The sequence below is a fragment of the Amycolatopsis sp. NPDC051716 genome (genome assembly GCF_040681595.1).
Lineage (GTDB): Bacteria > Actinomycetota > Actinomycetes > Mycobacteriales > Pseudonocardiaceae > Amycolatopsis.
In genome coordinates this window covers 192,745-219,585 of record NZ_JBFAZA010000003.1, presented here as the reverse complement: position 1 = coordinate 219,585, position 26,841 = coordinate 192,745, and the positions used below count along the sequence as shown (strand labels likewise).

Genomic DNA, 26,841 nt, shown 5'->3' with positions numbered 1-26,841 from the left:
GGGTCATGGCGGATTTCCGCCGGTTTGATCGACTCCCGGCCGGGGCAATTCCCGGACACACCTGATCGAGGAGGTTGCGATGGCCAAACGGCGTTGGCACTTCATCCCGGAAACGGCTGCGCTGTGCTGGATCTTTCTCGGCGTGGGGGCGGTTTTGCTCCTGTCGAGCATCCTCACCCTGACCGGCACCGAAGGCCGGGCGCCCGTCCCTGCGGTGATCGCGGCGGTGGCCGCGGTGGCCCTGATCGTCCTCTCCGCCGTCGGCCTGGCCCGCCCGAAGCTGCGCGGCCGCTGACCGGCCGGGCCCCGTGGCGGCGCCGGGGCCCGGCCGGAATTCCTTACAGCTCCTGGTGATCCGCGTGCTCGACCCGGGCCTCCGGCACCGGACGGCCGTCACTCACCCGGAAATCGGCCACGTCGTCGAGGACGAACGTCGGCGTGCCCGCCACCTGGTCCGCGCGGCCGTGGTGCACGTCGGCGTCGGTCACGTCCCGCAGGACGTACGCCGGTCGCGTGTCCGGCTTGCCGAACCGCACGTCCACGTTGTCCCAGCTGATTCCCCGGGCGTGCCGGACGAAGAAGCCGTACGCCGGGAGGGTGCCGAACATCGACGGCTCCGGGTACGCGGTTTCCAGCTCCGGCGGGTTTTGCACGGCGTCGCCCGGGGTGAGGCCGCCCGCGAGGTGGTGGCGGATGTTGCTCAGCTTGACGTCTTCGATCGGGTGACCGGGGATCCCGGCGAGGCACGACGGGTAGCGCGGGTCCGCGTCGATCGTCGTGACGTCGCTGATGCTCACCCGGCGCAGGAACCCGACCGGGATCCCCGCCGGCCCGCGCATCCGCGCGCCCAGCCGGAGGAACAGCGGCATCTGGACGTCGCGCATGGTCAGGTTGCTGATCGTGACGTCCTCCAGCCAGCCACCGTCGACCGTCTCCAGCGCCAGGCCGCGGCAGTGCTCGAAGACGACGTTCGAGATCGCGATGTTGCGGAAGCCGCCATTGGATTCGGTGCCGAACTTGACGCGGCCCGTGCGGCCGTACCCCGCGGTCTTGAACGTCCCGCCGACGAGCGTGCCGAGGTCGTAGCCGCTGACGAAGCAGTTGTCGATGGTGACGTTTTCGGTGTCGCGCACCTGGTTCAGCGCGTAGGTGCTCTTCAGCACGATGGCGTCGTCGTTCGGCGAGTTCACCGTGGTGTTGGCGATCCGGACGTTCTTGCAGCAGTCGATGTTGATGCCGTCGCGGTTGGTGTCGATCACCAGGCCGTCGATGCGGAAGTTGTCGACGCCGGTCGGCAGGATGCCGAAGTGCCCGCCGTTGACGATCGTGATGTCGCGGATCGCCACGTTGCGGCACAGCTTGAGCGCGATCGCCTTGTTCCCGTTGAGCGGCGCGGATTCCGCGCTGCCGCCGGCCACCAGGCCCTTGCCGTCGATCTTGCCGGGCCCTTCGATCGTGACGTCCTCGAGGTTCTCGCCCCAGATCAGGCTGTTGTGCCAGTGGCTGTGCCCGAAGTCCTGGTACGGGTTGCCCGCGCCCGGTTCGGCGGGGTCGTAGCCCTGGCCGCCGGCCGGCGCGGCGGCCAGGATCGTCGCGTTCGCGCCGAGGTACAGCGCGATGTTGCTCTTGAGGTGGATCGAATAGCTCGCGTACGTCCCGGCCGGGAAGTACACGGTTCCGCCGCGGGTGGCGGCCGCGTCGATCGCGCGGTTGATCGCGGCGGTGTCGATGGTGCGCCCATCGCCTTTCGCGCCGAACTTCGTGACGTCGAAGAAACGGCCGGGCGAGCTGCCCAGTTCGTCGGCTTCGGCGACCGGAGATGCGGCCAATGGCAGGGCGGCCCCCGCGGCGCCCGCGGCTCCCCAGGCGACGACACGACGGCGGCTCAACGCTCTTCCCACGAGATCTCCCTTGTCACGCAACGGCAGAAGCACTGCTTCCGACGGCGGATCGGGAACGCGACCCAAGCTAAAGGCAAAAGATCGGATGAGTCAAGCTGGTCCCCGCTCTCCGGGGAAAGCGGGGACCAGCCCGATCTTCAGTCGAGCACTTCGCGCACGGTGCCGGCGGCGACCGTCAGGCGGCCTTCGCGCATGGCGAACCCGAGGCCCGGGCTCATCGCGACCGGCTGCCCCAGCTCCACCGTCAGCGAAGCCGCTTCGCCCGGCCGGACGACCGTGACGCCCTCGGCGAGGGCGACCACCCCGACGACGTCGCTGGTGCGGAAGTGGAACTGCGGCCGGTAGTTCGCCGCGAACGGCGTCCGCCGGCCACCTTCGGCCGCCGACAGCACGTGGACGTCCGCGCGGAACCGCCGGTGCGGCCGGACGCTGCCGGGCAGGCAGACGACTTGGCCGCGCCGGACCTCGCCGCGCTTCACCCCGCGCAGCAGCACCGCGGCGTTGTCGCCCGCCTCGGCGCGGTCCATCGGCTTGCCGAACGTCTCGAGCCCGGTGGCCACGCTGCTCACCGCCGGGCCGAAGCCGATCACCTCGACCGCGTCGCCGACGGCGAGGGTGCCCTGCTCCACCGCGCCGGTCACGACGGTGCCGCGGCCGGTGATGGTGAGGACGTTCTCGATCGGCATCAGGAACGGCAGGTCGAGCCGCCGCGGCGGGATCGGCACGTGCTCGTCGACAGCGGCGAGCAGGTCGAGGACGCGCTGGGTCCACCGCGGGTCGCCCTCGAGCGCGCGCAGCCCGGACACCCGGACCACGGGCACGGCGTCGCCGTCGAACCCGTAGCGGGTCAGCAGCTCCCGCACCTCGAGCTCGACGAGGTCGAGCAGCTCCTCGTCGTCGGCGAGGTCGGCCTTGTTGAGCGCGACCACGAGGTGCTCGACCCCGATCCGGCGCGCCAGGACGACGTGCTCGCGGGTCTGCGGCATCGCGCCGTCCTGCGCCGAAACCACGAGCACGGCGCCGTCCAGCTGGGCCGCGCCGGTGATCATGTTCTTGACGTAGTCGGCGTGGCCCGGCATGTCGACGTGCGCGTAGTGCCGGGTCGGCGTCTCGTACTCGACGTGCGCGATGTTGATGGTGATGCCGCGCTCGATCTCCTCCGGCGCGCGGTCGATGCGGTCGAAGGCGACGTAGCGGTCGCCCCGCCCTGTTCGGCCAGGACCTTGGTGATGGCCGCGGTGAGGGTGGTCTTGCCGTGGTCGACGTGGCCCATCGTGCCGATGTTCAGGTGCGGCTTGGTCCGCACGTAGTGCTGCTTGGTCATGGGTTTTCCCTGCGCTGGGACGAAGAATGCGCGAAACCGGGCGGAGCGCGTCGACCCTCCCCCGGCGGTTTCGCGCCCTGGGCGGGGGAAATCGGGGAAGGGTCAGCTTCGAGCGCCGGTCAGCCGTGCCGACAGGGCGCTCGGCAGGGACAGGCCTGCGAGCGTCGCGCTATCGGACACGGGGAACATGACCGGAAGGGTGTCACGCCCGCCGGGGAGCTGTCATCCGGTTTTCCCGCGGCCGCATGATCAGCGCCGCAACGTGGTACACGCACGGATCTTCGCCTCGGTTGGCGTAGGCATGGTTTGCGTCGGCCGGAAAGTACACCGAATCGCCCGCCGTCAGGACGTACTCCGCGTCGCCGACACCGAGGCACAGCTCGCCCGACTCGACGGCGACGAATTCGTGGGAACCCGGGGCGTACGCGGGAAACACGCCCGCGTCGCAGCCCGGCGGCAGCGTCGTGCGGATCCACTCGAAGTTGACGCCGGGGACGACCGGGGTCAGGACCGTCCGGTGCCAGCCGCCAGGTTCGGCGATGTGGTCCTGCTCCGCCGCGCGGCGGACGATCACCCGGCCGGTCTCCAGGTCGGCGAGCAGCCGGGAGAGGGACAGCCCCAGGCCGTCGGCGATGCGGGACAGCACCACGACTGTCGGCGTCTTCTCGCCGCGCTCGATGGCCGACAGCATGCTCACGCTGACCCCCGCCTGCCCGGCCAGGGCACTCAACGCCAGCCCGCGCTCCGCCCGCAGGTCGTGCAGGTGACGGCCGAGGGAAACCGGGTCGATCATTCCTCTATAATAGCTACTATGTCCACTATAGCGGAAGCGACCGAGGCCGACGCCGACGGCATCGCCGCCGTCTTCGCGCCGTACGTCACCGATTCCGTCGTCACGTTCGAAACCACGCCGCCGACCGCGGAGCAGTGGCGCGCGAAGATCCGCGAGAGCGTGTGGCCCTTCCTCGTGCTGGCCGAAGCGGGCGAGGTCCTCGGCTACGCGCTGGCCGCGCCGTGGCGGCCGAAGCCGGCGTACCGGTTCTCGGTGGAGACGACGATCTACCTCGCACCCCAGGCGGCCGGCCACGGCCACGGACGGCGGCTGCTGGACGAACTGGTGAAGCGGTGCGCGGCCGCCGGAGCGCGGCAGGCGATCGCGGTCATCGTCGACTCCGGCAACCCGGCGTCACAGCGCCTGCACCGCGCGGCCGGCTTCACCGACGCGGGTGTGCTCCGGCGCGTGGGGTTCAAGCACGACCGCTGGCTCGACACCCTGCTGATGCAGCGCGAACTGGGCTGACGACGCACGTGCGAGGACGTGGCGCGCACGTTCGGCGCGCGGGATGATGGGCCGGTGGATGACCGCCCGGACAGCTCCACCACGATCCTCCTCGCCGAGTACGCGGCCCTCCGGAGCGAGGCCGAACGTCGCGCGACGGTCCAGTGGAACGTCTTCGCCCTGCAGATCGCCTCGGCCGGCGCCATCGTCAGCTTGGCGATCGCGTCCGCCACGAACGTCGCCTTGCTGCTCGTGGTTCCGCTGGTGTCGTACATGCTCGGCAATCGCTACATCCTGCACGACTTCCACCTGAAGCTGATCCGGCGGTACGTCCGGGACTCCCTGAGCTCCCGGCTCGCGGGGCACCTGCAATGGGAAAGCTGGCGGGACCGCGCCCTCGAACCCGCGGTCGCCCGCCGGCGATGGTTCACGGCGACCGGCTGGAACGCGATGCACCCGACCTGGCTCGCGTTCGCGGGGGTCGCCGCGCTGGCGCTGCTCGGCGCCTTGGTCGCCGGCGTCTTCCTGTGGATCGCCCGAGCACCCGCGTGGTACGCGATCACGGGGTTCGGGCTGGGCTGGCTGGTGGGCGCCGCGGCCACGGTGCGGTTGCACCTGACCTTCGATCGCGCCCGCGACGACCACGCCGGCGAGACCACGCGGCCCTGACTCAGCGCGGGCGCGACTTGGCCCGCAGGTGCAGCCGCTCCCCCTGCTTGCCGAACAGGCTGAGGATCTCCGCCGGGCGGCCGTCGACCGCGCCGAACCAGTGCGGGAGGCGGGTGTCGAACTCCGCCGCCTCGCCCGGGCCCAGCGTCATGTCGCGGTCGGCCAGAACGAGGCGCAGCCGGCCCGAGAGCACGTACAGCCACTCGTACCCCTCGTGGACCTGGGGATCCGGCTCGCCCGTCTCGGGCTCCAGGACCATCTTGAACGCCTGTGGCGCACCCGGCTGCCGGGTCAGGGGCAGCACCGTCATGGTCGCGCCGTTGTGGCGCGGGATGCGGCGCGCGGTCAGGCGGACCCGGGGGTCGCCGACCTCCGGCGCGCCCACCAGCTCGTCCAGTGGCACCTGGTGGGCCTGGGCGATCGGCAGCAGCAGCTCCAGGCTCGGCTTGCGCTGGCCGGACTCCAGCCGCGACAACGTGCTCTTGGAGATGCCCGTCGCCGCCGACAGGTCGGCCAAGGTGACCCGCCGCTGCGTGCGGACCCGCTTGAGCCGGGGGCCGACCTCGGCCAGGGCCTGGGTGATCGCGTCCGTCATGCTCCCAGGAAACCCGCTTGTCCCGGAAATGGCAACATTAGTTGTCGGATCCGCGAAGCCGGGTTCATGGTGGCGGCATGACCGAAAACAACAGCTTCGACGTACTGGTGGTGGGCGGCGGCGCCGCGGGACTCAGCGCCGCCCTGATGCTCGGCCGGGCGCGGCGGCGCGTCGCGGTCGTCGACACCGGTGCCCCGCGCAACGCGCCGGCGGAGCACATGCACGGCTTCCTCTCCCGCGACGGCCTGCCGCCGTCCGAACTGCTCCGGATCGGCCGCGACGAACTGCGCGGCTACGGCGTGGAACTCCTCGAAGACCGCGTGACCCGGCTCGACCACGGCTTCGCCGCCCGCTTGGCGAGCGGCCGGGAGCTGACCGCGCGGCGCGTGCTGGTCGCGACCGGCATCCACGACGACCTCCCGGACGTCCCGGGCCTGCGGGAGAGCTGGGGCACCGACGTGGTGACCTGTCCCTACTGCCACGGCTACGAAGTGCGCGACCAGCCCCTCGGTGTCCTCGGCACGCAGCCCGAGAGCGCCGAGCACGCGCTGCTCGTCCGCCAGTGGTCGCCGGACGTCGTGTACTTCGCGCACACCACGGAAGTGTCCGAAGAGGACCGGGAACGGCTCGACGCCCGCGGGATCCGTGTCGTCGACGGGGTGGTGACCGCGGTCCGGCGCGAACACGGCCACCTCACCGGCGTCGAGCTCGGGGCCCGGTTCGTGCCGCGGACGGCGCTGTTCCTCCGCACCCGGACCGTCCCGCACGACCAGCTGCTGCGCGACCTCGGCCACACCGAAGGCGACGTCGACGCGACCGGGAAGACCGGGGTGCCCGGCGTGTGGGCCGCCGGGAACGTCGTCGACGCGCGGGCGACCGTGATCGTCGCCGCGGCCCAGGGCGCGGGCGCCGCCGCGGCGCTGAACCACGACCTCGTCACCGAGGACGTCCGGCGGGCGGTCGGCACGTTCGGCGGCTTCTCCCCCGCCGCGGAACGCGCGGCCGCCGGCGCGCGCTGACGTCCTGGCTTCCGGCGGCCCGGCGTGCCAGGCTCGGCGGATGCGCCCGACGCTGTACGAATTCGCCGGCGGCGACCCCGCGTTCCGCGCGCTGGCCGCCGCCCACCACGAGCGATGCCTGGCCGACCCGGAGCTGAACCACCCGTTCTCGAAGCGCGATCAGCACCCGCGGCACGTCGACCGGCTGGCCTGGTACTGGGCCGAGGTCATGGGCGGGCCGCCGCGGTTCTCCGCGGAGTGCAGCGACCACTCGGCGATGCTCCGGATGCACGCCGGCAACGGCGACATGAGCGATCTCGGCCGCCGGTTCGTCGCCTGCTTCGTCCAGGCCGCCGACGACGCCGGCCTGCCCGCCGATCCGGAGTTCCGCACCGCCCTGCGGTCCTACATGGAGTGGGCGGTGGCCGAGGTCCTGACCTATCCGGGCCCGCCCGGGGAGGTGCCCGCCGGGCTGGCGGTGCCGCGCTGGTCCTGGAACGGGTTGCAGCCGGTGTAACGACCGGGGCCGTCACCGCGTCTTGCAGGCGACGACCGGCTGTGGAGGTCCGTCGCCAGAGCCGGTCCGGGCAGGTTCCCCCCACCCGTCCGGACCGGCTCGTTCACCACGTCCGATATCCGCGAGCGGCGCCGCCGCGGACCGGGCCAGACTGGCCGCCATGCTCCTCGACCGCTTCCTCCTCGCCTCCCGGGGCTTCGAGCACCACCTCCGCGGCGTCCCGCCGGACGGCTGGGCCGCGCCGACACCGTGCACCGAATGGGACGTGCGGGCGCTGGTCAACCACATGACCCGCGGCAACCTCAACTACGTCGGCCTCCTCCGCGGAGCGACCCGGGAGGAGTTCCTGGCCCTGCGGGACGCCGACGCGCTCGGCGACGACCCGGTCGCCGCGTTCACCGGCTCGGTCCGGGCCTGCGCGGCCGCGTTCGCCGAGGAAGGCGCGCTGGAGCGCGTCGTCGACTACCCCCTGGGCAAGCTCACCGGACGGCGGGCACTGGCCGTGCGCACGACGGACAGCACCGTGCACACCTGGGACCTCGCCCGCGCCGTCGGCGCCGACGAAACCCTGGACCCGGGCCTGGTGGCGTGGATCGACGAAGACTACGAGGCCATTTTCGCCGGTCTGGCCCTGGGCCCGCGGTTCTTCGCCGAGCCGCCGCCCGCGGCGGCCGGCGCGTCCCGCCAGGACCGGCTGCTCACGCGGTTCGGCCGCGATCCTCGCCCAGCCGGCTGACCAGCTCGGTCAGCGCGGGCCCGAGCGGCCGGTCGACCCGCACCGAGGCGTAGCGGTCACCGCGGGTTTCGCCGCGGTTGACGATCACGACCGGCTTGCCCGCGTTCGCCGCGTGGCGGACGAACCGGAGCCCGGACATCACGGTCAGGGACGAGCCGAGCACCAGCAGCGCCGCGGACTCGTCGACCAGCCGGTAGCACTGCTCGACCCGCGGCCGCGGCACGTTCTCGCCGAAGAACACGACGTCCGGCTTCAAGACACCCGCGCAGACCGCGCACGGGACCGGCTGGAAACCGCGCACGACGTCGGCGGGCAGCTCGACGTCGCCGTCCGGGTTGATCCGGGTGGCCGCGCCGGTGAAGCCGGGGTTGGCCGCCCGCAGCCGCCGGTCGAGCTCTGCGCGCGGGCTGGTGCGGCGGCAGTCCAGGCAGACGACGCGGTCCAGGCTGCCGTGCAGCTCGACGGCGTCGGCGGTGCCGGCCGCCTGGTGCAGGCCGTCGACGTTCTGGGTGATGACGCCCGAGACGTAGCCGCCGTCGCGCAGGGTGGTGACGGCGCGGTGGCCGTCGTTGGGGTCGGCGCGGGCGATCGTGCGCCAGCCGAGGTGGCTGCGCGCCCAGTACCGCTGCCGCCCTTCGGCGCTGGTCACGAACTCGTCGTAGGTCATCGGCGTGTGCCGGCGCAGGCTGCCGCTCTCCCCGCGGTAGTCGGGGATCCCGGATTCGGTGGACAGCCCGGCGCCGCTGAGCACGGCGACGCGTCCACGAGCGACGACGGCGGTCAGCTCGTCGAGGCTGGACGTCCGCGGCAGCGGCGCGTCCGCCGAAGTCCAGGAGAGGGTGGGCCGGGTCCGCACCAGACCAGGGTACGGGGGCCGGGCAGGATCTTCTCGGACCGGTGATCGGCGTAGTGCTCGTCGTTGAACGGCGTGACCTCCCGGCCGGCCCGCGGCCGCGCGCCGGCGGCGCCACCCACATCCGCTTGATCTCGGCGGGCGCGCCGCCGTGGGTTCCGGGTCGAAGCCGGGGTCGAACCGGCCGGCCGGCTCGGCGAAGTGGGCACGCAGGCAGAACCGGGCATCGGCGGGACCCGGCGGGCACGGAGCGACCTCGACCGTCGAAGCCGTCAGCAGCCGTTCCACCTCGGCCATGGCAGCGCAGCGGCAGGAACGTGCCGGGATGAACAACCGGTTGCCCGCCGGGATCGAGGTGGCTTGACCACCGGATGGGTCGCCGTATCCTCGGAAGGGACCGAGGCCGTGGCGGTGGGTCGTGGAGGGGTTGCTGTGCCTGAGCCTGTACTGGTGTCCGTGGCCGCAGCTGCCGCGGGGCGGGTCGTCGTGGGGTTGTACGACCTGATCAAGACCAAGTTCGCCGGTGATCCCGCCGCGTCGGCCGTGCTGGCGGCCGCGGAGGGGACGGCGCAGGATTCACCGCAGGTCCGCGCGCTGGCCGAAGTCCTGGAAGCCGAGCAGGCGGCGGATCCGGCGTTCGGTGAACGGCTGCGCGCCGAATGGGAACGGGCGGCGGACGGGCAGCGGGCCGAGTCCGGCGGCGTGACCAACCGGATCTCCGGCAGTGTCGGCGGGAACGTCCTGCAAGCACGCGACATCGAGGGCGACATCACCTTCTGAAGCAGGCGCTCCTCCCTGCCCGCCGCCGGAACCGACCGGCGCTCACCCGACGGGCCCGTCCCAGACGGAGTCCGCGTCCGCAAAAGACTTCAGCAGCGTGGTCAAGCCGGGATCGCCGCGGTCGTTCAGCTGGTCGGAGGCGATGCGGCGGGCGACTCCGGCGAGGAAGTCGGCGATCTGGACCCGGGCGTCGGAGCGGGAGTCGACGAAGCGCACGTCCGCCAGCCGAGGGCCCAGGGTGGCCTTGAGCTGCAGCACGCGCTCGGCGGTGAGGGCCAGCTGCTCGTCGTGGATCACGGCGACCGGGGTGTCACCGGTGCTCCAGTGCCGGACCGTGTGGATCACCGCGGGCACCAGCGGATCCAGCACCGGCACCAGGCTCGGGTCGCTCGCCAGCCGGGCCCGGTAGGCGGCCACGCGCTCGCCGCCACCGCGGAACCGGCCGACGATCTCGCCGGCTTCGCCCGGGACGGCGGCGAGTTCGTCCACCAGCGCGAAGAACTCCGGCGGCGACGTCGTCACGCCGCGCCGGGGCTTCAGCCGCAGCACGCTGGTGAACGCGGTCAAGGCGAATTCCCAGCGGGCGGCGCCGAAGGCCGCCGGGCCCGTGCGGTGGAGGGTGCGGGCCATCGCGTCCGTGCCGTCCTCGGCCAGCAGGTCGACCGCGGCCCGCACGGCGAAGAACGTCTTGTCGGTCAGGTGCACGTGCCCGCGGCCGGCGAGCGGGCCGTCCGGGGCGAGCAGCCATTCGAGCACCGCGCGGTGCTTGGCGCGGAGCAGGTGGTTCGCCTTGTACTCCTCGGCGGGCGAGCCGATGCGGGCCCGGATCTCGCGGACGCAGGCGGCCGCCTCCTCCGGCGTGAGCCGCACGCCGGCGTGGGCGAAGACGTCCGTCTCGCCGCCGAGGAGGTTCTCGCCCTCGGAGCCCGACTCGTCGCAGGCGATCTCGACCGGGCGCACCGGCCCGATCATGCCAGACCGGGCCCGGTCCCGGCGACCGGATTCCCCGGCCCGGCGCCCCGCCGTGGAGTCCGCTGTGGACGATCGACCCACGACCGTCATCCGGCCTACGCTTGAGCGAGCGTGATCTTGCCGTTCGCGACCGTGATCGGCTTCTTCTCCAGCGGCTTCGACGCCGGGCCGTTCGCCACCGCACCGTCGGCGATGGTGAACTTGCTGCCGTGGCACGGGCAGTTGATGGTGCCGTCGGCGACGGTGTCGACCGCGCAGCCCTGGTGGGTGCAGATCGCCGAGAAGGCCGCGTAGGTCCCCGCCGCCGGCTGCGTCACCACCACCCCCTTGTCCGCGAACACCTTGCCGCCGCCGACCGGCACGCCGGCGGACGCGCCGAGTTCGGTGCCGGCGGGCGCCGGGGCGGCCGACGTCCCGCTCGGACTGCCGCCGTAGGTGCTGCAGCCGGCCGCCAGCCCGGCACCGAAGACCGCGAGGGCCGTCCGGCGCGCCAGCACCGGGTCCGTTTCGTCGTCGCGCACTTTTCGTCCTCCGAGAGCAATACAGCTAGAAGGTCAAGCCGGACCGGGTGAAGAACCACAGCGACGCGCTCAGCCAGAGCCCGACCAGCGCGGTGAAGGCCAGACCGCCCACCAGCGGGAGCGACCAGCCGGGCGCGCCGTCCTTGCGCAGCAGGAGCATCTTCGCGACGAACACACCGTAGAAGAAGCACCCCAGCAGGGAGTGCAGGAGGACGCGGGTGTCGAACGCCTGGAACCCGAGCGCGTAGAGGCAGTGCATCGCCACCGGGATCGACACGAGGAAGGCCAGCCGTCCGGACCACCGGTGCACCGGCGCGACCCACGCGGGCGCGGCTCCGCCGAGCTTGCCGTACATCGCCAGTGCCGAGCCGAGCTGGACGAGGGCGAGCACGACGACGACCGTGGCGAGCCACGCTTTCACCGCCTGCGGACCGGAGAAACCCGCCACGTTCACCGCGACCCCGGTCGGCGTGTGCAGGCTGCCGTAGACCCCGAGCGCCACCGAGACGACGGCACCGGCCACCAGCGGCACCACGAGCGCGACCGCGGCGCGGTGGCCCGCCGCCGGGGCGGTGGCCATCAGAAGTCACCGGTCCCGGCCAGGCCGCTGACCGCCTCGGCGGTCACCGGGGCGCCGTCGACGGTCGCGGTGGCCGCGGCCGGATCGAGCGGTGGAGCGGCCGCCGGGCCGTCCTCCGTCGTGAGGATGCCGACCTGGCTGCCGTCGGGCTGCACGATCCAGCCGGCCTTCGCCGCCTTGCCCTTCACCTTCGGTGCCGCCCGGTAGAGGCCCGCGGGTTTCTTCGCCGCCGGCACGGTGAACCGGTACGTCTTGCCCGCCGCCGTCACGGTGCCGGTGGCCGAAGTGGCGTCGAAACTGCCCGTCAGGCCGGCGTCGGAGGCGCCCTTGAGGTCCAGCTTCCCCCCGACGGTCACACCCTGGAGCCAGGCTTCGAGCTTCTTGCCGTCGCAGACGTAGGCGATGGCGTGGCCGTCGCGCGCCGACACCGCGATCGACGCGCCGCCGCCGGTCACCTTCCCGGCGAAGTCCGCCCGCGCGGGCACTTCGGGTTTCGGCGGCTCCGATGTCGTCGCGGTCGTCGCGGGCGGTGCGGTCGTCGTGGTGCTCGCGGCGCCCACCGCGCTCGCGGCCCCGGCGACCGACGGCGCGCCGGTCCCGGCCGCCAGGTCGGCGATGCTGATCCCGACGGCGAGCAGCGCACCGGCGAGCAGCGTGAGCAACGGCCCCGGATGTCTCATGGTCTTCCCCGCTTCTCCCGGTCCACCACCGTGTCCGCCACACGGACTTCGGGCCGAAACGGCTCAACGCTACGCGCCGAAAAGAGGTATTGCTTAGCCCGTGCAACCGGGTGGCCCGTGGTTGACTGGCCGCATGCTTCCCTGGGACGCCGAACTCGCCGGCCGGCTCGACCGGCACACCGTGACTTCCACGCTGCTGCGCGGCAATCCGCTCGGCGACCCGCACGATCGGCCGCTGTGGGTGTACGTCCCGCCCGGCTACGACGACGGCGACGAGCGCTTCCCGGCGGTCTACGTCATCCAGGGCTACACCGGGCACCTGGCGATGTGGGCGAACCGGACTCCGTTCCGGCAGCCGTTCGTGGAGACGGCCGACGCCGTCTTCGCCGCCGGCGCGCCGGGGTGCGTCGTGGTGTACGTCGACGCGTGGACCGCGTACGGCGGCTCGCAGTTCGTCGATTCGCCGGGGACCGGCCGCTACCACTCCTACCTGTGCGACGAGATCGTCCCGTGGGTCGACGAGCACTACCGGACCCTCCCCGGCCGCGAATCCCGCGCGATCGCGGGCAAGTCGTCGGGCGGGTTCGGCGCGATGATCACGCCGATGCTGCGGCCGGAGCTGTTCGGCGCGCTGGCGACACACGCGGGCGACGCGCTGTACGAGCTGTCCTACGTCCCCGACTTCGGCAAGGCGGTCCGCGCGCTGCGCGGGTACGACCAGGACATCCAGGCGTGGTGGGCGGACTTCCGCAGCCGCCCGGCGTTCACCAAGCCCGAAGACGCGACCCTGCTCACCATGCTGGGCGTCTCGGCGTGCTTCTCGGCCCGGGACGACGGGACGCCGGAGCTGCCGTTCGACCCGCTGACCGGCGCGCTGCGGCCGGAGCAGTGGCAGCGCTGGCTCGGCTGGGACCCGGTCCGGATGGTGGCGGGCCACGCGGAGGCGGTCCGTTCGCTGGGCGCGGTGTGGATCGACGCGGGCACGAGCGACGAGTACTTCCTCGACATCGGCGCGCAGGCGTTCCGGGCCGAGGTGGCCCGGGCGGGCCTGCCGGACGACCGCGTCCACTTCGAGCTGTTCGACGCAGGCCACGGCGGGATCGACTACCGGTACCCGCTTTCGCTGGCCTGGCTGGCGGATCGGCTGGCCCGCTGACGCGGATTCAGCCGCCCGCGGCGAGTTCCCCGGCGGCCTGGCCGCGCTGAGCCGGGTGCCGGGGATGCACCGCCACCTCGGCCGGCGCGGTCTTGCCTTGCCGGCGCAGGGACCGCCCGAGGCGGTCGAAGTTCGCGGCGTCGGTCAGCCGTGGGTCGCCGCCCGGTTTTCGTGACAGGCTTCGCTAGGCTCGGCCCATGGTCACCGAGGCCGATCTGGCGCTGCCCGGCGGACGCACCCTGCACGTCTACGACACCGGCGGCCCGGCACGGCTCACCGTCTTCTGGCACCACGGGACACCCAACACCGGGGCGCCGCCCGGGCCGTTGCTCCCCCTGGCCGCGGAGCTCGGGGTCCGGTTCGTGTCCTTCGACCGGCCGGGCTACCGCACCTCGACGCCGGTGCCCGGGCGGACCGTCGGGAACGCCGCCGAGTGCGTCACCGCCGTGGCGGATGCGCTCGGGGTCGGTGCGTTCGCCCTGATGGGGCACTCCGGGGGCGGCTCGCACGCCCTCGCCTGTGCTGCCCTGCTGCCGGAGCGGGTCCTCGCCGTCGCGAGCATGGCCGCCGTCGCGCCGTTCGATGCCGGCGGGCTCGACTGGTTCGGGGGCATGGCCGCCGCGAGTGCCGGCTCGCTGCGGGCCGCCACCGAAGGACGGGCCGCCAAGGAAAAGCACGAAGCGGCCGCCGAGTTCGATCCGGACGTCTTCACCGAAGCCGACCTGGCCGTGCTCGGCGGGTCGTGGTCGTGGCTGGACGAGGTCGTCCGCGCGGCGCTCGCGGACGGGCCCGGCGGGCTGATCGACGACGACCTCGCCTACGTCACGCCGTGGGGCGGCGACCCCGCGCTGATCACCGCGCCCGTCCTCCTCCTGCACGGCGAGCGGGACCGGATGATCCCCGCCACGCACAGTGCGTGGCTCGCCGGGCGGTGCCCGGACGCCGAGTACCGGCCCGTGCCCGGCGAGGGCCACCTGTCCGTGCTGCGCCACGCCGCCGGCGCGCTCACCTGGCTCGCCGATCAGGGCAGCAGGGCCAGCGAAGCGACCACCGGCGCGAGGTAGAGCACCGGGAACGCCAGGTGCGTGTACGCCCGCGCCCGGGCCACCGTGACCAATGCGCCGCTGAAGTACAGCACCAGGCCGATCGCCGCCGCGATGCCGATCGGCGCCCAGAAGAGCCCGGCGAGCAGCCCCACCGCGCCGGCCGCCTTGGCCGTGCCGAGCAGGTTCCACCACGACCGGGGCACGCCGTACTCGGTGATCGGCTCGACGACCCACTTGGCGCGGGTGAACATCGAGACGGCCGAGAAGCCGACCCAGGCCGCGGCGGCGATGGTGACGATCAGGTGAGCGGTGTGCATCGGAACTCCTCGGGGTTCACGGGCCCCGGGGTCGGGGTCCGTCACCCCCACGACTCCGCGGTCCGGGCCGATGTGACAACCCCCCACGTGACGCCCGTCACTGCTGCCCGAAGTGCGCCACGACCATTTCGGCCAGCGCCGTGACGTCGGCGTCGACCATCGGCTCGCCGGTCATGCCCATCCGGTGCAGCAGCGCGCCGACCACGACGTCGACGAAGAACAGCACCCGGCTCTCCGGTTCACCGAGGGCGTCCTGGAGCGCGAGCCGGTACGGGTCCTGCAGCCGCGAGGAGAGGACCACGCGCAGCGCCGGATCGCTGACGGCGTCGCTGAACACGCCGGCGAACGCGTCGCCCACCCCGGGTTCGCCGATCTTCGCGGCCGCCCAGCGGATGGCCGCGGTCAGGGTTTCCGCCCGGCTCCCCCCGGCCAGCGGCGCCGGGCCGAAGGCGTCCAGGAGGCAGTCCACGATCAGCTCGCCCTTGGACGGCCAGCGCCGGTAGATCGTCGTCTTCGCGACGCCGGCCGCCGCGGCGATGCGCTCGACCGTGGCCTTCGCGTAGCCGAGCTCCTCGACCGTGCTCAGCGTCGCGGCGAACACCGCGTCGTGGACGCCGGCGCGGGGCCGGCCCGGCGGCCGGGTGGAAGAAGCCATGGCGGGAGCCTACCTGTTTTCGCTACCGTAGGTTTCGATACCTCAGGTTTCGAAACTAGGGAGTGATCGTGACCGGACAGCCGATCGTGCAGCGCCCGCCGGAGCCGGACTGGCCGGCGATGACCACCGAAGAACTGCTCTCCTACCGCGCGGCGGAGAACCGCTTCCGGGCGTCCGCCGCGGCGCGGGCGATCACCGGGGAACCGGACCCGGACACCGTGATCGAGTGGCGGGAACTGGCGCTGCCCGGCCGTGACCTGCCGGTCCGGGTGTACCGGCCGGCCGCGGTCGACGGTGTCGCGCTGCCGCTCGTGGTCCACGTCCACGGCGGCGGGTTCGTGGGCACGGCGGTGCAGAGCGACTGGGTGAACAGCCGGCTCGCCGCTCGGCTGCCCGCGGTCGTCGTCTCGGTCGAACACCGGCTCGTCGCCCCGGACCACCCGCTCCCGGACGCGGTCGACGACGGCTGGGACGTGCTCCGGTACCTGGTCCGGGACGCCGGGGCATGGGGCGTCGACCCGGCACGGGCCGCCGTCTTCGGCGAAAGCTGCGGCGGCCTGATCAGCGCGCTGGCCGCGATCCGGGCCCGGGAGGCGGGGCTGCCCCTGCGGGCCCAGGTGCTGGTCAACCCGGCGGTCGACGCGACCGAAGCGCTGTTCGACCACCCCTCGGTCACCGAGTACGCCCACACGCCGACCCTCAGCGTGCCGGTGCTGCGACTGTTCCGGCGGCTCGCCGTCCCACCGGGCACCGACGCCCGCGCGGTTTCCCCGCTGCACGCCGACGACCTGGGCGGGCTCGCCACGGCGCTGGTGGTGGTGCCGACGCACGACCCGCTGGCCGATCACGGCCGCCGCTACGCCGGGCGCCTCGAGGCGGCGGGCACCGCGGTCCGGCTGTCGGAGTACGCCGGTGCCGGGCACGCGTTCCTCAGCATGCCCGGCCTGGTACCGCGGGCCGAGGCCGCGGCGGCGGAGATCCTCGGCTTCCTCCGGACCTCGTTCGCGGCGGAGCAGGCGTGAGCGCGGCGCCGAAGAACGAAGAGGACCGGATCGACGGCGAGGCTCTCGACGGCGTGGCGGCCACCTGCCTGTGGACGCTGCGCAACCGCGCCGAGGAGTCGCGGCACCCCGGCTCGGCCTTCGCCGACCCGCTCGCCGAACGCCTCCACCGCCGCATCTCCTACGACTACGCGCGGTTCGGCAAGCCGGACCAGATCCACCCGCTGCGCGCGGTCGCCCTGGACTTCGCCATCCGCGCCTACCTGGACCGGTATCCGGCCGCCACGGTGGTCGCCCTCGGCGAGGGCCTGCAGACCACCTACTGGCGACTGGGGCGGCCCGCCGTCGACTGGCTTTCGGTGGACCTGCCGCCGGTGATCGACCTGCGCCGGCGCCTGCTGCCGCCGGAGCCGCGGATGACCGCGCTCGCCGCCTCGGCCCTGGAGCGCGACTGGCTGGACGTCCCCGATCCGGCGAGGGGCGTGTTCATCTCGGCCGAAGGCCTGTTCATGTACCTCGACCGCGACGAGGTGTTCGCCCTGATCGCCGACTGCGCCGCGCGCTTTCCCGGCGGGCAGCTGTTCTTCGACTCGATCCCGCCGTGGCTCAGCAAGCGGACGCTGAAGGGTGCGCCGCGGGGGCGCCCCCCGTTTTCCACGCTACCGGCCGGCACCGACAATTCCGGCCTGCGCCTGTCGGCCCGCTACACCGTCCCGCCGATGCCGTTCGGCCTGACCGTCTCCGAAGCGGCGCGCCTGCCCGGCCGGATTCCCGGGGTCGCCACCGTCGAAGACGTGCAGCCGCCACCCGGCCGAAAGGCCTGGCGGCCGGGAACACTGCGGAAGCTGGCGAACCTGCCCGGCCTGCGTGACCTGCGCCCGTCGATCAGCCTGGTGAGCTTCGCCGGCCCGCGGTGAGCGCGGTGCCGTGCCGGGGAGCCGGCACGGCACCGTCCACTGTGGAGATTCAGCGGGCCGGAAACAGCGGCAGCAGTTCCTGGTGGCGGCCGGCGCGGCGCAGCACGGGCGAGCCCGGCCGGTCCGGTTCGCGGACGCCGGCCCGCAGCGCGGCCAGGAAGCGCACGACCTCGCGCGGCGGCGGCAGGATGTCCTCGCCGCCGAGGTAGGACAGCACGATCATCTCCTCCCCGCACGCCGCCTCGACGGCGGCCGCCCAGCCGTGCACCTCGTCCCAGAGCAGCGCCACGTCGCGCTCGGGGTACCGGCGCAGCCGCCAGTCCACCGCCAGGTACGCCGACACCGGGACGTCGACGTCCACGGTGCAGGATTCCAGGCCGAAGCCGAGGGCGCGCGCCACCTCGCCGAGATACGCGCGCAGCCCGCGCTGGAACCAGAATTCGAGATCGGCGTCGATCAGGCCGGACACCCGTTTCCTTTCGTCACGTTCGACAAGACCGGCAACGGCCGTCACATCATTGTCTTTCGCCACCGCGACGGCTGTCGCGCTTCGTGCACAGCACCGTACCGACTTCGCGGACTTAGGCGCACCGCCGAACATCCGCACTTGCGGGTCGTGCAGCGACACGCCCGTCTGCACGTGCAGCAATCCACTGTGGACGATCAAATCCGCAGGTGAAGCCGTTTTCCCGCAATTCTCCGGAAACACGCCCGCGCAAGCGGTACTAATGGTGGTTGCCGAAGTTCAGCCGAACGCAGGAATCGGGACGCGGGTGCGTTCCAGATCGGCAAACAGATCTCCGAAGTCCTCGACGCGCGCCAGGACGTCGCCCGCGGTGAACCTCAGGTGCGTCACGTGCCGGCAGGCTCGGACCTCGTCCCACGTGACGGGAGCCGACACCGTCGGCTCGTCACGCCCGCGCAGCGAGTACGGCGCCACCGTGGTCTTCACCGGGTTGTTCTGGCTCCAGTCGATGAAGACCTTGCCCGGGCGCAGGTTCTTCGTCATCCGCGCCACGACGAGGTCCGGCGTCTCGGCGGCGAGGCGCTCGGCCAGCGCCTTGGCGTACTGCGACGGCTCACCGCCGTCCGTCGTCAAGACGCCCGCGTACAGCTGCATGCCCTTGGAGCCGCTGGTCTTCGCCACCGGGGTGAGCCCGTCCTCGACGAGGACGTCGTAGAGCCGTTCGGCGACCCGGCAGCAGTCGACGACCGTCGCGCCGGGTCCCGGGTCGAGGTCGAACACCAGCCGGTCCGGGGTGCCGCGCTCGTCACCGGGCCCGACGGTCCACTGGTGGACGTGCAGTTCGAGAGCGGCGAGGTTGGCCGCCCACACGAGCTCGGGCAGGTCGTTGATCAGCGGGTACGCGATGATCTCGGGATCCTTGCCGCGGCCGCCGACGCTCAGCCGCGCGGTGCGGACCCAGTCCGGGGCGTGCCGGGAGACGTCCTTCTCGAAGAACGAGCTGCCGGTGACACCCTCGGGGTACCGCACGAACGTCATCGCCCGGTCGCGAATGTGCGGCAGCAGCACCGGCGCGATCCGCGTGTAGTAGTCGAGCACCTCGCCCTTGGTGAAGCCGGGCCGCGGGTAGAGCACCTTCTCGAGGTTCGAGAGGGTCAGCTGCCGCTCGCCGACCCGGACCGTGATCCTGCTCCCCGCCACGGCCCCACGCTACCTCGGCAGGACGTGCCCGGAGACCACCCGCGCGACGAACCGCTCCGCGACCTCGCGCAGCTTGACGTTCTCCCGCTGCGACTGCTCCACCAGGAGGGCGAAGGCGTCGTCGGCGTCGACCTGGCGGATGGCCATCAGCATGCCCTTGGCCTGGTCGATGACCGCGCGGGAGGTCAGCGCCGTCCGGAGGTGCTCCGCGGTCTCCCGTGCCTTCAGGTACCGGTGGTACACGCGGAGGATCGCCGCCACCGCGGCCGTGTAGAGCTCCAGCAGCTGGGCTTCGACCTCCTCGAAGCCGTCGTCCTGCCGTCCGTAGCAGTTGATCGCGCCGGAGAACCGCTCATCGGCCACCAGCGGCGCGGCGAGGAAGCTCCCGAAGCCCGCCTCCCGGGCGCCGCCGGCGAACCGCGGCCAGCGCTCGACCGCGTCGGACACCGTCGTGCGGACGATCTTGCCGCCGCGGACCGCCTCCAGGCAGGGACCGTCGCCGATCCGGTACTGCTCGCCGTCGAGGTCGTCCACGACCGCGCTCGTGGCGGTCGCCGTGTGCGGCACCTCGCCGGTCACCAGGGTGACCGAGGCCTCGTGGACGCCGGGGACGGCGTGGCGCACCTGCAGGCAGATGTGCTGCAGCAGGATCCGGAAGTCGTCCTCCTCCCGCAGCACGGCGGTGAGGGCTTCCAGCGCCCCGGTGACCTCGTCGAACAGCGGCGAGACGGGTGCGGTGCGGTCCGGCCGTTCCATGTGAGCTCCTCCCGCTCGGGCGCGAGTGCCCCCGGGTACCCATTCCGCCGTCGTTCCATGTCCGCCGGCGTGCGGGTGTGGTTCAGACCGCTCGGCGCGCGACGACCACGGTCTCCTAGTGTCGCGCGTCGCAAGTTGTTTGACGTCCGGGAAGAGCGGGGACCGGGCCGCTGTCACTGAACTTCGGACGCGCGACACTAGTCGCCGAGAAGCGCCCGCCGCAACGGCTCGCGCCACCCAGCACGCTCCACGTCGTAGGCACCGAAATCGGTGCCGAACTCCCAATAAGCCCAGCTCAGGCCCAGTCGCTCGGCCTCGGCCCGGACGAACCCCGTCCACCGCGCGCGGGAGGCCATGTCCGCCGCGGAGAACGCACCGAATTCCCCGATGAACACGGGAAGCCCGTGCTCTCGTCCCCAGGAGGCGACCTCGGCCAGATCGCCGCGCACGGCGGCCTCGTCGGCGGCGCCGCCCCAGGTGCGGCCGAGCCAGCGGCCGGCGCCGGATACCCAGCCGGCGCCTTGGTGGGTGAACTCGAACGGCGCGTAGTAGTGGATCGTGGCGATCAGGTTGCCGTCGGCGGGCACGGTGAGCACGGAGAGCGCGTCGAGGCCGTTCATCCCGGCGGGCCCGATGATCACGGTACGGCCGGGGTCGGCCGCCCGGACGACGGCGAGGGCCTCGGCCAGCACGGCGTTCCACCGGGCCGCCGTGAGCTGATCGCGGGGTTCGTTGAGCAGTTCGAAACAGAGCTCCCCCGGATGGCCGGCGTAGCGGGTGGCGATCTGCCGCCACAGCGCGAGGAAGCGGGGCCGCTGCTCGTCCGGCGCGGCACAGAGCTCGTGGTAGTGGTGGACGTTCACCACCACCCGCAAACCGCGGTCGAGCGCCGCCGCCACGCCGGCGTCGACGCGCCGGGCGAACGCCGGGTCGATCGTGTGCGGCGGCCCGGCCTGGGCGTGCGCCGACCACCGGACCGGCAAGCGGACGGTGGTGAAGCCGGCCTCGGCCACCTCGTCGAAGTACCGCCCGTCGAGAGGGAGCTCCGGGCCGTCGCCCAGCGCGTCGAGCGCGTTGCCGAAGTTGATTCCCCGCCCCAGCCACCGGTTCACCGGGCCAAGCTACCGCGCCCGGATCCGCAGGTCGGGTTTACGAGTGACCCCGGATTGGTAATCAGCGGCCATGTCGTCGGAACAGGCCTCGCCGGGCGAGCTTCCGCTGGACGGTGAGCTGGCCGCGGTCGCCGCCCGGATGTCCGGGTTGCTGCTTTCGCGGGACACCGTGGATTCGGTGCTGGAGCTGATCGTTTCGCTGGCCGGGACGACGATCCCCGCCGCGGCGGGCGTGGGGGTCACCCTCGTCGACGCCGACGGCGGCTTCGTCACGACGAGCGCCTCGGACCCGCTGGTGAGCGAGGCCGACACCCTGCAGTACGAGCTGGGCGAAGGACCCTGTCTGGCCGCGCTGGCCGGGGGCTCGCCGCAGCGGATCGACGACGTCACCACGGAACGGCGCTGGGCCCGGTGGTGCGCCGCGGCCGCCGGCTCGGGGCTGCGGTCGGTCGTCACCGCCCCGATGGTCACCGACGGCGGCTGCCACGGCGCCATCAAGATCTACGCGACGGTCCCCGGCGCCTTCGGGCCCGTCGACGAGCGCGCGCTGGTGACCTTCGCCGACCGCGCCGCGGTCCTCGTCGCCAACGCCCGCGCCCACGAACGCGCCGGCCGGTTCAGCGACCGGTTCAAGGACACCCTGCGCGACCGGGACCTCGTCGCCATGGCGAAGGGCTTCCTCATGGGCCGCGACGGGCTCGGCGAGGACGCGGCGTTCGACCACCTGCTCTCGCTGGCCCGTGCGCACGGCACCAGCCCGGCCGAAGCCGCCGCCCACCTGGTCGGCCCCGCTCCGCGGGAAGGGTGAGCGCATGCGTTTCCTGCCCGAGGAGGAACAGCGGCGGCTGATCGCCGCGTGCTTCGCCCGGAGCGACCTGACGCTGGAACAGCTGTGGATGCGGTACTTCGCGCTCGGTGGCAGCCTCAGCCTGCTGGAACTGGACGCCTACCTCAACGCGCTGGTCACGCTGCCCCGCGTCGACCGCGACATGGTCGCCCATGCCGTCAACGAACGGCTCGACGAGGTGACCGGGCCGGCCCGCGCGCCCTACAGCCACTCGATCCAGGACGCGAAGCCGTTGCACGGCCCTCTGAAGGCGCTCGTCGACCTGCTCGAAGGTGCGCACCGCGCACCGCCCGAGCGGCTGCCGGCGGTGGTCGCCGAGGCGGGCCGCGCGCTCGACCTGACGATCGGCGTCTACCTCGCCGACTACGACCAGCGCACGCTCGTGCCGCTGCGGCCGGGCGCGGCGGAACTGGACATCGACACCACCGTCGGCGGGGACGTCTACCGCCGGGCCGCGACCCTGACCTGCGACGGTACATTGTGGACAGTGTTGCTCGACGGCGTCGAACGGCTCGGGGTGCTCGAAATCGTCCCGTCCGGCGACGCCGACCCGGACGACCCGGCGCTGCGGGAGCAGTGCCGGTGGCTGGCCGCGCTGCTCGGGCACCTGATCACGATCACGACCCAGTACGGCGACGGGCTGGACCGCCGTCGCCGCCACCGTCGCCGCGGCTCCCCCGCCGAGCTGCTGTGGCAGAGCCTGCCGCCGCTCACCGGCGCCACCGAAAGCGTCGTCGTGGGCGTGAGCGTCCAGCCGGCGTACGACCTGTGCGGCACCGTGTTCGACTACGCACTCTCGGAGGAGCGGGCGCAGCTGGCGATGTTCGACGCCGGCGTGCGCACCGGCAGCGCGAACACCGCCGTCGTGTCCGCCCTCGCCGCCCACCGCGCCGCCCGCCACGGCGGCGCCTCCCTCGGCGAGCAGTTCGCCGCGGTCGCCGCCGAGCTGGCCAGCATTCAGGACGCGCCGGCCGTGAAGGGCGTGCTCGCCGAGCTGGAGCTGGACACCGGCCTCCTGCGCCTGCTCGGCGCCGGGCAGGCACCCCTGGTCGTCCGCCGCGGCGAGGCGCTCCCGCTCACCGCGCCGGCCGCCCCGCGCTTCTCCCCGGCCGGCGAGCCACCCCCGGTCACTGAGCTCCGGCTCCAACCGGGCGACCTGCTCGCACTGTGCTCACGCGGGGTCGCCGAAACCGTGGACGGCGCCGGGCAGCCGTTCGGCCGGGCCCGGATCACCGGGCACCTCGGCCGGGACGCCGCCGAACTGCCCCCGGAGATCGCCCGCCGCCTCACCCGCGCCGTCTTGACCCACGGCGGCGGCGAGTTCCGGCAGGACGCGGGTGTGCTGGTCGCCCGCTGGACCGCCCGCCGAGCGTGGCCGGCGGGCGAGCTGGGGCACGGTGTGGGCTCGCCGATCGCTCGCTGAGCCGCTCGGCCCGCTCAGCTCGCTCAGCTCGCTCGGCCACTCAGCCGCTCGGCTCGCTCAGCAGGCGGGCTCGTGCACCTCGGCCGCCAGCCCGGTGATCCAAAACAGCCGCGCCAGCGTCCGGTCTGTTCGCCGCTACCCCGAACCGCCGACCCGCCGCACCCGCCGCGGCCAGTGCCAGCCCGCCGCACCAGCCCCTCAGCCCGCTCAGCAGGCGCGCTCGTGCACCTCAGCCGCCAGCCCGGTGATCCAAAACAGCCGCGCCAGCGCCCGGCTGTTCGCCGCTACCCCGAACCGCCAACCCGCCCCGCACCAGCCCGTTCAGCCGCCGCGGCCAGAGCCCGCGCGCCGCTCAGCCGCTCAGCCCACTTCAGCAGGCGGGCTCGTGCACCTCGGCCGCCAGCAGCTCCCGCAGCGCATCCGACAACGACGCGAACATCGGCACCACCGCCGCCAGCCCGGTGATCCGGAACAGCCGCGCCAGCGTCCGGCCGCTCGCCACCACCCCGAACCGCCGGCCCGCCGCACCCGCCCGCTCGGCCGCCGCGGCCAGGGCCCGTGCGCCGGCCAGGCCGACGAAGGCCACCTGGGTGAGGTCCACCACCGTCGTTCCCGGTGGAGCCGATCCCAGCTCGCGCTCGAGGATCGGCAGGGTCAGCGCGTCGATTTCGCCGGTCAGGGTGAGCACCAGGAAACCGGGGCGGTACTCCGTCCGGCGCGCGGTGAGGGGCGCGGACCGGGTGGGGACCGGAAAGGTGGGGGACACGGGTTCAGTTGGCCTTCCGCGCCGGCGTGGTGCCGGCGACGCAGTGACGTATCAAGGACAGTGATCAAGGACGGGGTCTTGATACCCAAACACCCGTCCGGGAAACGCTCCCCCTATGGAGAGACGCTCGTGAAGGCCGACCAGAGCTGCTCCGCGGCGTGGTGGGCCGGGGCGCCGGGCCGGATCTCGCGGAGGCCGTCGGGCGAAGCGGGCAGCCGGCCCCCGAGGTGCTCGACGAGCGCGACCGCCAGCTCGCGGACCTTGACGTTGAACTCCTGGCTGGCGCGGCGCAGCGTCTGCCAGGCCTCTTCCGGCGAGCACCGCCGGACCGCCATGATCGCGCCCTTCGCCTGCTCGATGGCGGCGCGGGACGCCAGCAGGTCCAGCATCTGATCGGGGTCGCCCGCGGTGGCGGTCTCGGCGACCACCAGCGTCATCTCGGTGAGTTTCGCGTAGCGCCGCAGGACGTCCAGGGTTTCCGTACCCGGTGGCCGGTCGAGCGTGACCGACAGCACGAAGGCCCCGTCTTCGTCCCAGAACCCGGGCAGCGCGACGGCGCCGCGGATGGCCGCGACCGCCGGGCCGCCGTCGAAGACGGTTTCGCGGGTCAGTGCCGGCCAGCGCTCGTCGCCGAAGAGGCGGTCCGTGACGACCGGCTCGCCGGTGGCGTGCGCGACGGGAGCCGGGCCGCCGTGCGCCAGCTGGGCGGGCAGCACCTGCTCGCCGGCCCCCACGGCGGCCAGCACCCGCAGCGGCAGCTCGCCGCGGCTGACGGTCAAGCCCGCGCCGAGCCAGCCGGGCAGCTCCCCGGCGATGCGCTCGAGCAGCGCCTGCAGCAGTTCGGCCAGGGGTCTCCAGCGATCCGCCGCGTTCATCAGAGTCTCGGTCACCGCACCTCCACCGGTCTGGGTTCCCTTGATTTACCGCACGGCGCGGCCGTCCGCCTCCGACGCGGCCGGAGTTGTGGGACCGGCCACGCGGAAAGGCGAACCGGCAGGGCCGTCCGGGGGAACCTGATCACCCGGCTGCGGTCAGCAGCGGTCCAGGAGTTCCTGGTCCCGCACCACCGGCAGCGAGAGCGTCCGGTAGCCGACGTCGTCGAAGAGGACGGTGAGCTTGTCGTCCTCGACGGTCATCACGACGCCACGGCCCCACTCGGCGTGCCGGACGACGTTCTCCGCGCGGAACTCCCCCGCGGGCGGCCGGTCCTCGGCCGCGGCACCGGCTTCACAGGTGTCACAGTGACCGCACGGCTTCGCGAGTTCCTCGCCGAAGTACCCGAGCAGGTACCGGCGGCGGCAGCCGGTGGTCTCCGCGTAGGCGCGCATCATCTCCACCCGCGAGCGGACGAGCTCGGCCGCCCGCTCCGCCGCTTCGAGCGCCCGCCTGATGACCGCACCGGTGGCCGCGCGGCCGGCGGTGAGCGCGCACCGGCCGTCCGGCCCGGTGACCACGTCGCCGCCGCGTTCGAGCAGGCCGAGGGCGCGGGTCCGCCGCACGGCCGGGCCGGGGACGGCCTCGGCGAGCTGCCGGCGGCCCAGCGGTCCCGGCCGCAGCGCTTCGACGACCGCCCGCAGCTCGGCCTCCGGCGGCGCGGACCGGGTCAGGAACCGTTGCCGCGCCAGGTCTTCCGGCCGGTAGCAGAGCAGTACCTCCGCCGGTTCGCCGTCCCGGCCGGCGCGGCCGATCTGCTGGTAGTACGTGTCGACCGAGTCCGGGACCGAAGCGTGCACGACGAACCGCACGTCGGGTTTGTCGATGCCCATGCCGAACGCCGAGGTCGCGACCACGACGTCGGTCTCCCCCGCGGCGAACCGCTCGTGCACCGCGTCGCGGTCGGCGGCCTTCATCCCGGCGTGGTAGGCGAAGGCACGGACGCCGCGGCCGGACAAGGCCTCGGCGTAGTCCTCGGTCTCCCGGCGGCTCGCGGTGTAGAGCAGGCCGCTGCCGGGCATCGCCGCCACCCGCTCCACCACCGCCGCGCGCTTCGCGGCGTCGTCGGTGAACCGCGCGACCGCCAGGTGCAGGTTCGGCCGGTCGAAGCTCGCGGTCACCCGCACCGGGTCCCGCAGGCCGAGTGCCGCGACGATGTCGTCCCGGACCGGCGCGGCCGCGGTGGCGGTGAGGGCGACGACCGGTGGCCGCCCGAGCCGCTCGACCACCGGGGCCAGGCGCAGGTAGTCGGGCCGGAAGTCGTGGCCCCACGCCGAAACGCAGTGGGCCTCGTCGACGACGAACAGCGACACCGCCGCCGCGGCCAGCCCGGCCACGACCTCGTCCTTCGCCAGCTGTTCCGGCGACAGGAAGACGTACTCCGCCGTTCCGCCCCGGATCGCGTCCCACACGTGGTCCCGCTCGGCCGCCGACTGCCGCGAATCGAGGGCCACGGCGTCCGGCACGGCCGCGGCGTCGAGGCCCTCGATCTGGTCCCGCTGCAGCGCCAGCAGCGGCGAGACGACCACCGCCGGCCCGGGCAGCACCAGCGCCGGCACCTGGTAGATCGCCGACTTCCCGGCGCCGGTGGGCAGTACCACCAGCACATCCCGCCCCTCGCTCGCCGCGCTCATCGCCTCGGCCTGCTCGGCGGACAGCTCGGCCCAGCCGAAGCGGTCCGCGGCCAGCCGGCGCAGCTCGGCCACCTTCCGGTCGCTCATGGCGGCAGGGCTACCCCGGACAGCGCCCGGCAACCACCGACCCGAACGAGCGGTTTACCCGGCGGCGCGGCCGGGGTAGCCGATCGGTGAGCCGAGGAGGCGCCATGACCCACCGGTGGT

At 73.2% G+C, this 26,841-nt stretch carries 30 protein-coding genes and 1 pseudogene; 13 read left to right on the top strand and 18 right to left on the bottom strand.

Annotation, left to right across the window (positions count from 1 at the left end):
* The first annotated feature begins 79 nt into the window (after positions 1–79).
* Positions 80–295 (top strand): hypothetical protein, encoded by a 216-nt coding sequence (locus AB0M30_RS05265; protein ID WP_364580095.1) that lies wholly within the window; start codon positions 80–82, stop codon positions 293–295.
* Positions 296–338: 43 nt separating this feature from the next.
* On the opposite strand, the gene AB0M30_RS05260 is transcribed toward AB0M30_RS05265, so the two are convergent.
* The 3 genes and pseudogenes from AB0M30_RS05260 to AB0M30_RS05250 form a co-directional block, all read right to left on the bottom strand.
* On the bottom strand, positions 339–1,796 hold the full coding sequence (locus tag AB0M30_RS05260) for a glycoside hydrolase family 28 protein (protein ID WP_364580500.1): 1,458 nt from the start codon (positions 1,794–1,796) through the stop codon (positions 339–341).
* Between the two features lie 242 nt (positions 1,797–2,038).
* A pseudogene (gene tuf, locus AB0M30_RS05255) lies at positions 2,039–3,225 on the bottom strand (elongation factor Tu).
* 202 nt (positions 3,226–3,427) lie between these two features.
* Positions 3,428–4,018 (bottom strand): XRE family transcriptional regulator, encoded by a 591-nt coding sequence (locus AB0M30_RS05250; RefSeq protein ID WP_364580092.1) that lies wholly within the window; start codon positions 4,016–4,018, stop codon positions 3,428–3,430.
* An 18-nt stretch (positions 4,019–4,036) separates the two neighbouring features.
* Here AB0M30_RS05250 and AB0M30_RS05245 point away from each other — a divergent pair, with 18 nt between their 5' ends.
* Both AB0M30_RS05245 and AB0M30_RS05240 read left to right on the top strand, forming a co-directional pair.
* A complete protein-coding gene (locus tag AB0M30_RS05245; RefSeq protein WP_364580089.1) occupies positions 4,037–4,525 on the top strand; it encodes an N-acetyltransferase family protein in 489 nt (162 codons plus the stop codon).
* A gap of 54 nt (positions 4,526–4,579) precedes the next feature.
* Entirely contained in the window at positions 4,580–5,173 is a 594-nt protein-coding gene (locus tag AB0M30_RS05240; protein ID WP_364580086.1) for a hypothetical protein, read from the top strand.
* Position 5,174: 1 nt separating this feature from the next.
* Here the strand turns inward: AB0M30_RS05240 and AB0M30_RS05235 are convergent, their stop codons facing one another.
* The gene (locus AB0M30_RS05235) at positions 5,175–5,768 is read right to left on the bottom strand and encodes an XRE family transcriptional regulator (protein WP_103338914.1); all 594 of its coding nucleotides are present in this window, start codon (positions 5,766–5,768) and stop codon (positions 5,175–5,177) included.
* A 77-nt stretch (positions 5,769–5,845) separates the two neighbouring features.
* Between AB0M30_RS05235 and AB0M30_RS05230 the strand changes: the two genes are divergently transcribed.
* From AB0M30_RS05230 to AB0M30_RS05220, 3 genes are all read left to right on the top strand, one after another.
* Complete coding sequence (locus AB0M30_RS05230) at positions 5,846–6,787, top strand: NAD(P)/FAD-dependent oxidoreductase (RefSeq protein WP_364580083.1); 942 nt, start codon at positions 5,846–5,848, stop codon at positions 6,785–6,787.
* Positions 6,788–6,827: 40 nt separating this feature from the next.
* Positions 6,828–7,283 (top strand): group II truncated hemoglobin, encoded by a 456-nt coding sequence (locus AB0M30_RS05225; protein ID WP_364580080.1) that lies wholly within the window; start codon positions 6,828–6,830, stop codon positions 7,281–7,283.
* Positions 7,284–7,443: 160 nt separating this feature from the next.
* Positions 7,444–8,019, top strand: coding sequence for a TIGR03086 family metal-binding protein (locus AB0M30_RS05220; RefSeq protein ID WP_364580076.1), 576 nt, complete (start codon positions 7,444–7,446; stop codon positions 8,017–8,019).
* Here AB0M30_RS05220 and AB0M30_RS05215 read toward each other — a convergent pair.
* Entirely contained in the window at positions 7,982–8,875 is an 894-nt protein-coding gene (locus tag AB0M30_RS05215) for an NAD-dependent protein deacetylase (RefSeq protein WP_364580073.1), read from the bottom strand. The two genes, AB0M30_RS05220 and AB0M30_RS05215, sit on opposite strands and share 38 nt — an antisense overlap.
* Before the next feature lie 429 nt (positions 8,876–9,304).
* Here AB0M30_RS05215 and AB0M30_RS05210 point away from each other — a divergent pair, with 429 nt between their 5' ends.
* On the top strand, positions 9,305–9,652 hold the full coding sequence (locus tag AB0M30_RS05210) for a hypothetical protein (RefSeq protein WP_364580070.1): 348 nt from the start codon (positions 9,305–9,307) through the stop codon (positions 9,650–9,652).
* A gap of 42 nt (positions 9,653–9,694) precedes the next feature.
* Here AB0M30_RS05210 and AB0M30_RS05205 read toward each other — a convergent pair whose 3' ends face one another.
* The 4 genes from AB0M30_RS05205 to AB0M30_RS05190 form a co-directional block, all read right to left on the bottom strand.
* Positions 9,695–10,612, bottom strand: a complete 918-nt coding sequence (locus AB0M30_RS05205; RefSeq protein WP_364580067.1) for a DUF3800 domain-containing protein — start codon at positions 10,610–10,612, stop codon at positions 9,695–9,697.
* Between the two features lie 107 nt (positions 10,613–10,719).
* Positions 10,720–11,145, bottom strand: coding sequence for a Rieske 2Fe-2S domain-containing protein (locus AB0M30_RS05200; protein ID WP_364580064.1), 426 nt, complete (start codon positions 11,143–11,145; stop codon positions 10,720–10,722).
* A gap of 25 nt (positions 11,146–11,170) precedes the next feature.
* Complete coding sequence (locus AB0M30_RS05195) at positions 11,171–11,725, bottom strand: DUF6529 family protein (protein ID WP_364580062.1); 555 nt, start codon at positions 11,723–11,725, stop codon at positions 11,171–11,173.
* Positions 11,725–12,405 (bottom strand): hypothetical protein, encoded by a 681-nt coding sequence (locus tag AB0M30_RS05190; protein WP_364580059.1) that lies wholly within the window; start codon positions 12,403–12,405, stop codon positions 11,725–11,727. The genes AB0M30_RS05195 and AB0M30_RS05190 overlap by 1 nt, the downstream gene beginning before the upstream one ends.
* A 133-nt stretch (positions 12,406–12,538) precedes the next feature.
* Here AB0M30_RS05190 and AB0M30_RS05185 point away from each other — a divergent pair, with 133 nt between their 5' ends.
* Together AB0M30_RS05185 and AB0M30_RS05180 are read left to right on the top strand one after the other, a co-directional pair.
* Positions 12,539–13,561: an alpha/beta hydrolase-fold protein gene (locus AB0M30_RS05185; protein WP_364580056.1), complete on the top strand. Its 1,023-nt coding sequence runs from the start codon at positions 12,539–12,541 to the stop codon at positions 13,559–13,561.
* 197 nt (positions 13,562–13,758) lie between these two features.
* Positions 13,759–14,625, top strand: a complete 867-nt coding sequence (locus AB0M30_RS05180) for an alpha/beta fold hydrolase (protein ID WP_364580053.1) — start codon at positions 13,759–13,761, stop codon at positions 14,623–14,625.
* On the opposite strand, the gene AB0M30_RS05175 is transcribed toward AB0M30_RS05180, so the two are convergent.
* Together AB0M30_RS05175 and AB0M30_RS05170 are read right to left on the bottom strand one after the other, a co-directional pair.
* Positions 14,583–14,924, bottom strand: coding sequence for a DoxX family protein (locus tag AB0M30_RS05175; RefSeq protein ID WP_364580050.1), 342 nt, complete (start codon positions 14,922–14,924; stop codon positions 14,583–14,585). The genes AB0M30_RS05180 and AB0M30_RS05175 overlap by 43 nt on opposite strands.
* Before the next feature lie 97 nt (positions 14,925–15,021).
* Positions 15,022–15,579, bottom strand: coding sequence for a TetR/AcrR family transcriptional regulator (locus tag AB0M30_RS05170; RefSeq protein WP_364580048.1), 558 nt, complete (start codon positions 15,577–15,579; stop codon positions 15,022–15,024).
* Positions 15,580–15,647: 68 nt separating this feature from the next.
* Here AB0M30_RS05170 and AB0M30_RS05165 point away from each other — a divergent pair, with 68 nt between their 5' ends.
* A complete protein-coding gene (locus tag AB0M30_RS05165; protein ID WP_364580045.1) occupies positions 15,648–16,601 on the top strand; it encodes an alpha/beta hydrolase in 954 nt (317 codons plus the stop codon).
* On the top strand, positions 16,598–17,497 hold the full coding sequence (locus AB0M30_RS05160) for a class I SAM-dependent methyltransferase (RefSeq protein ID WP_364580042.1): 900 nt from the start codon (positions 16,598–16,600) through the stop codon (positions 17,495–17,497). Before AB0M30_RS05165 ends, AB0M30_RS05160 begins: the two co-directional genes overlap by 4 nt.
* Positions 17,498–17,546: 49 nt before the next feature.
* Here the strand turns inward: AB0M30_RS05160 and AB0M30_RS05155 are convergent, their stop codons facing one another.
* The 4 genes from AB0M30_RS05155 to AB0M30_RS05140 form a co-directional block, all read right to left on the bottom strand.
* Positions 17,547–17,966 carry a DUF6292 family protein gene (locus AB0M30_RS05155; RefSeq protein WP_360175288.1) on the bottom strand — a complete coding sequence of 140 codons (420 nt, stop codon included), beginning with the start codon at positions 17,964–17,966 and terminating at the stop codon, positions 17,547–17,549.
* Positions 17,967–18,242: 276 nt separating this feature from the next.
* On the bottom strand, positions 18,243–19,163 hold the full coding sequence (gene ligD / locus AB0M30_RS05150; protein ID WP_364580039.1) for a non-homologous end-joining DNA ligase: 921 nt from the start codon (positions 19,161–19,163) through the stop codon (positions 18,243–18,245).
* Positions 19,164–19,172: 9 nt separating this feature from the next.
* Positions 19,173–19,919 (bottom strand): GAF and ANTAR domain-containing protein, encoded by a 747-nt coding sequence (locus AB0M30_RS05145; RefSeq protein WP_364580037.1) that lies wholly within the window; start codon positions 19,917–19,919, stop codon positions 19,173–19,175.
* A 197-nt stretch (positions 19,920–20,116) separates the two neighbouring features.
* Complete coding sequence (locus tag AB0M30_RS05140; RefSeq protein WP_364580035.1) at positions 20,117–21,031, bottom strand: glycoside hydrolase family 5 protein; 915 nt, start codon at positions 21,029–21,031, stop codon at positions 20,117–20,119.
* A 70-nt stretch (positions 21,032–21,101) separates the two neighbouring features.
* On the opposite strand from AB0M30_RS05140, the gene AB0M30_RS05135 reads away from it, so the two are divergent.
* Together AB0M30_RS05135 and AB0M30_RS05130 are read left to right on the top strand one after the other, a co-directional pair.
* Positions 21,102–21,839, top strand: a complete 738-nt coding sequence (locus AB0M30_RS05135; RefSeq protein WP_364580033.1) for a GAF and ANTAR domain-containing protein — start codon at positions 21,102–21,104, stop codon at positions 21,837–21,839.
* Positions 21,840–21,843: 4 nt separating this feature from the next.
* Entirely contained in the window at positions 21,844–23,301 is a 1,458-nt protein-coding gene (locus AB0M30_RS05130) for a PP2C family protein-serine/threonine phosphatase (RefSeq protein WP_364580030.1), read from the top strand.
* 370 nt (positions 23,302–23,671) lie between these two features.
* Here the strand turns inward: AB0M30_RS05130 and AB0M30_RS05125 are convergent, their stop codons facing one another.
* The 3 genes from AB0M30_RS05125 to AB0M30_RS05115 form a co-directional block, all read right to left on the bottom strand.
* Positions 23,672–24,067: an STAS domain-containing protein gene (locus tag AB0M30_RS05125; protein ID WP_364580027.1), complete on the bottom strand. Its 396-nt coding sequence runs from the start codon at positions 24,065–24,067 to the stop codon at positions 23,672–23,674.
* A 113-nt stretch (positions 24,068–24,180) separates the two neighbouring features.
* On the bottom strand, positions 24,181–24,957 hold the full coding sequence (locus tag AB0M30_RS05120; RefSeq protein WP_364580024.1) for an ANTAR domain-containing protein: 777 nt from the start codon (positions 24,955–24,957) through the stop codon (positions 24,181–24,183).
* 141 nt (positions 24,958–25,098) lie between these two features.
* Positions 25,099–26,721: a RecQ family ATP-dependent DNA helicase gene (locus AB0M30_RS05115; RefSeq protein WP_364580021.1), complete on the bottom strand. Its 1,623-nt coding sequence runs from the start codon at positions 26,719–26,721 to the stop codon at positions 25,099–25,101.
* Positions 26,722–26,841 lie beyond the last annotated feature (120 nt).

What these genes read in the sequence shown, in the direction of transcription:
- AB0M30_RS05265 (WP_364580095.1), top strand. Translation starts at nt 80, where the DNA reads ATGGCCAAACGGCGTTGGCACTTCATCCCGGAAACGGCTGCGCTGTGC.
- AB0M30_RS05250 (WP_364580092.1), bottom strand. Translation starts at nt 4,018, where the DNA reads ATGATCGACCCGGTTTCCCTCGGCCGTCACCTGCACGACCTGCGGGCG.
- AB0M30_RS05245 (WP_364580089.1), top strand. Translation starts at nt 4,037, where the DNA reads ATGTCCACTATAGCGGAAGCGACCGAGGCCGACGCCGACGGCATCGCC.
- AB0M30_RS05235 (WP_103338914.1), bottom strand. Translation starts at nt 5,768, where the DNA reads ATGACGGACGCGATCACCCAGGCCCTGGCCGAGGTCGGCCCCCGGCTC.
- AB0M30_RS05230 (WP_364580083.1), top strand. Translation starts at nt 5,846, where the DNA reads ATGACCGAAAACAACAGCTTCGACGTACTGGTGGTGGGCGGCGGCGCC.
- AB0M30_RS05225 (WP_364580080.1), top strand. Translation starts at nt 6,828, where the DNA reads ATGCGCCCGACGCTGTACGAATTCGCCGGCGGCGACCCCGCGTTCCGC.
- AB0M30_RS05220 (WP_364580076.1), top strand. Translation starts at nt 7,444, where the DNA reads ATGCTCCTCGACCGCTTCCTCCTCGCCTCCCGGGGCTTCGAGCACCAC.
- AB0M30_RS05195 (WP_364580062.1), bottom strand. Translation starts at nt 11,725, where the DNA reads ATGGCCACCGCCCCGGCGGCGGGCCACCGCGCCGCGGTCGCGCTCGTG.
- AB0M30_RS05190 (WP_364580059.1), bottom strand. Translation starts at nt 12,405, where the DNA reads ATGAGACATCCGGGGCCGTTGCTCACGCTGCTCGCCGGTGCGCTGCTC.
- AB0M30_RS05185 (WP_364580056.1), top strand. Translation starts at nt 12,539, where the DNA reads ATGCTTCCCTGGGACGCCGAACTCGCCGGCCGGCTCGACCGGCACACC.
- AB0M30_RS05180 (WP_364580053.1), top strand. Translation starts at nt 13,759, where the DNA reads ATGGTCACCGAGGCCGATCTGGCGCTGCCCGGCGGACGCACCCTGCAC.
- AB0M30_RS05175 (WP_364580050.1), bottom strand. Translation starts at nt 14,924, where the DNA reads ATGCACACCGCTCACCTGATCGTCACCATCGCCGCCGCGGCCTGGGTC.
- AB0M30_RS05170 (WP_364580048.1), bottom strand. Translation starts at nt 15,579, where the DNA reads ATGGCTTCTTCCACCCGGCCGCCGGGCCGGCCCCGCGCCGGCGTCCAC.
- AB0M30_RS05145 (WP_364580037.1), bottom strand. Translation starts at nt 19,919, where the DNA reads ATGGAACGGCCGGACCGCACCGCACCCGTCTCGCCGCTGTTCGACGAG.
- AB0M30_RS05135 (WP_364580033.1), top strand. Translation starts at nt 21,102, where the DNA reads ATGTCGTCGGAACAGGCCTCGCCGGGCGAGCTTCCGCTGGACGGTGAG.
- AB0M30_RS05130 (WP_364580030.1), top strand. Translation starts at nt 21,844, where the DNA reads ATGCGTTTCCTGCCCGAGGAGGAACAGCGGCGGCTGATCGCCGCGTGC.
- AB0M30_RS05115 (WP_364580021.1), bottom strand. Translation starts at nt 26,721, where the DNA reads ATGAGCGACCGGAAGGTGGCCGAGCTGCGCCGGCTGGCCGCGGACCGC.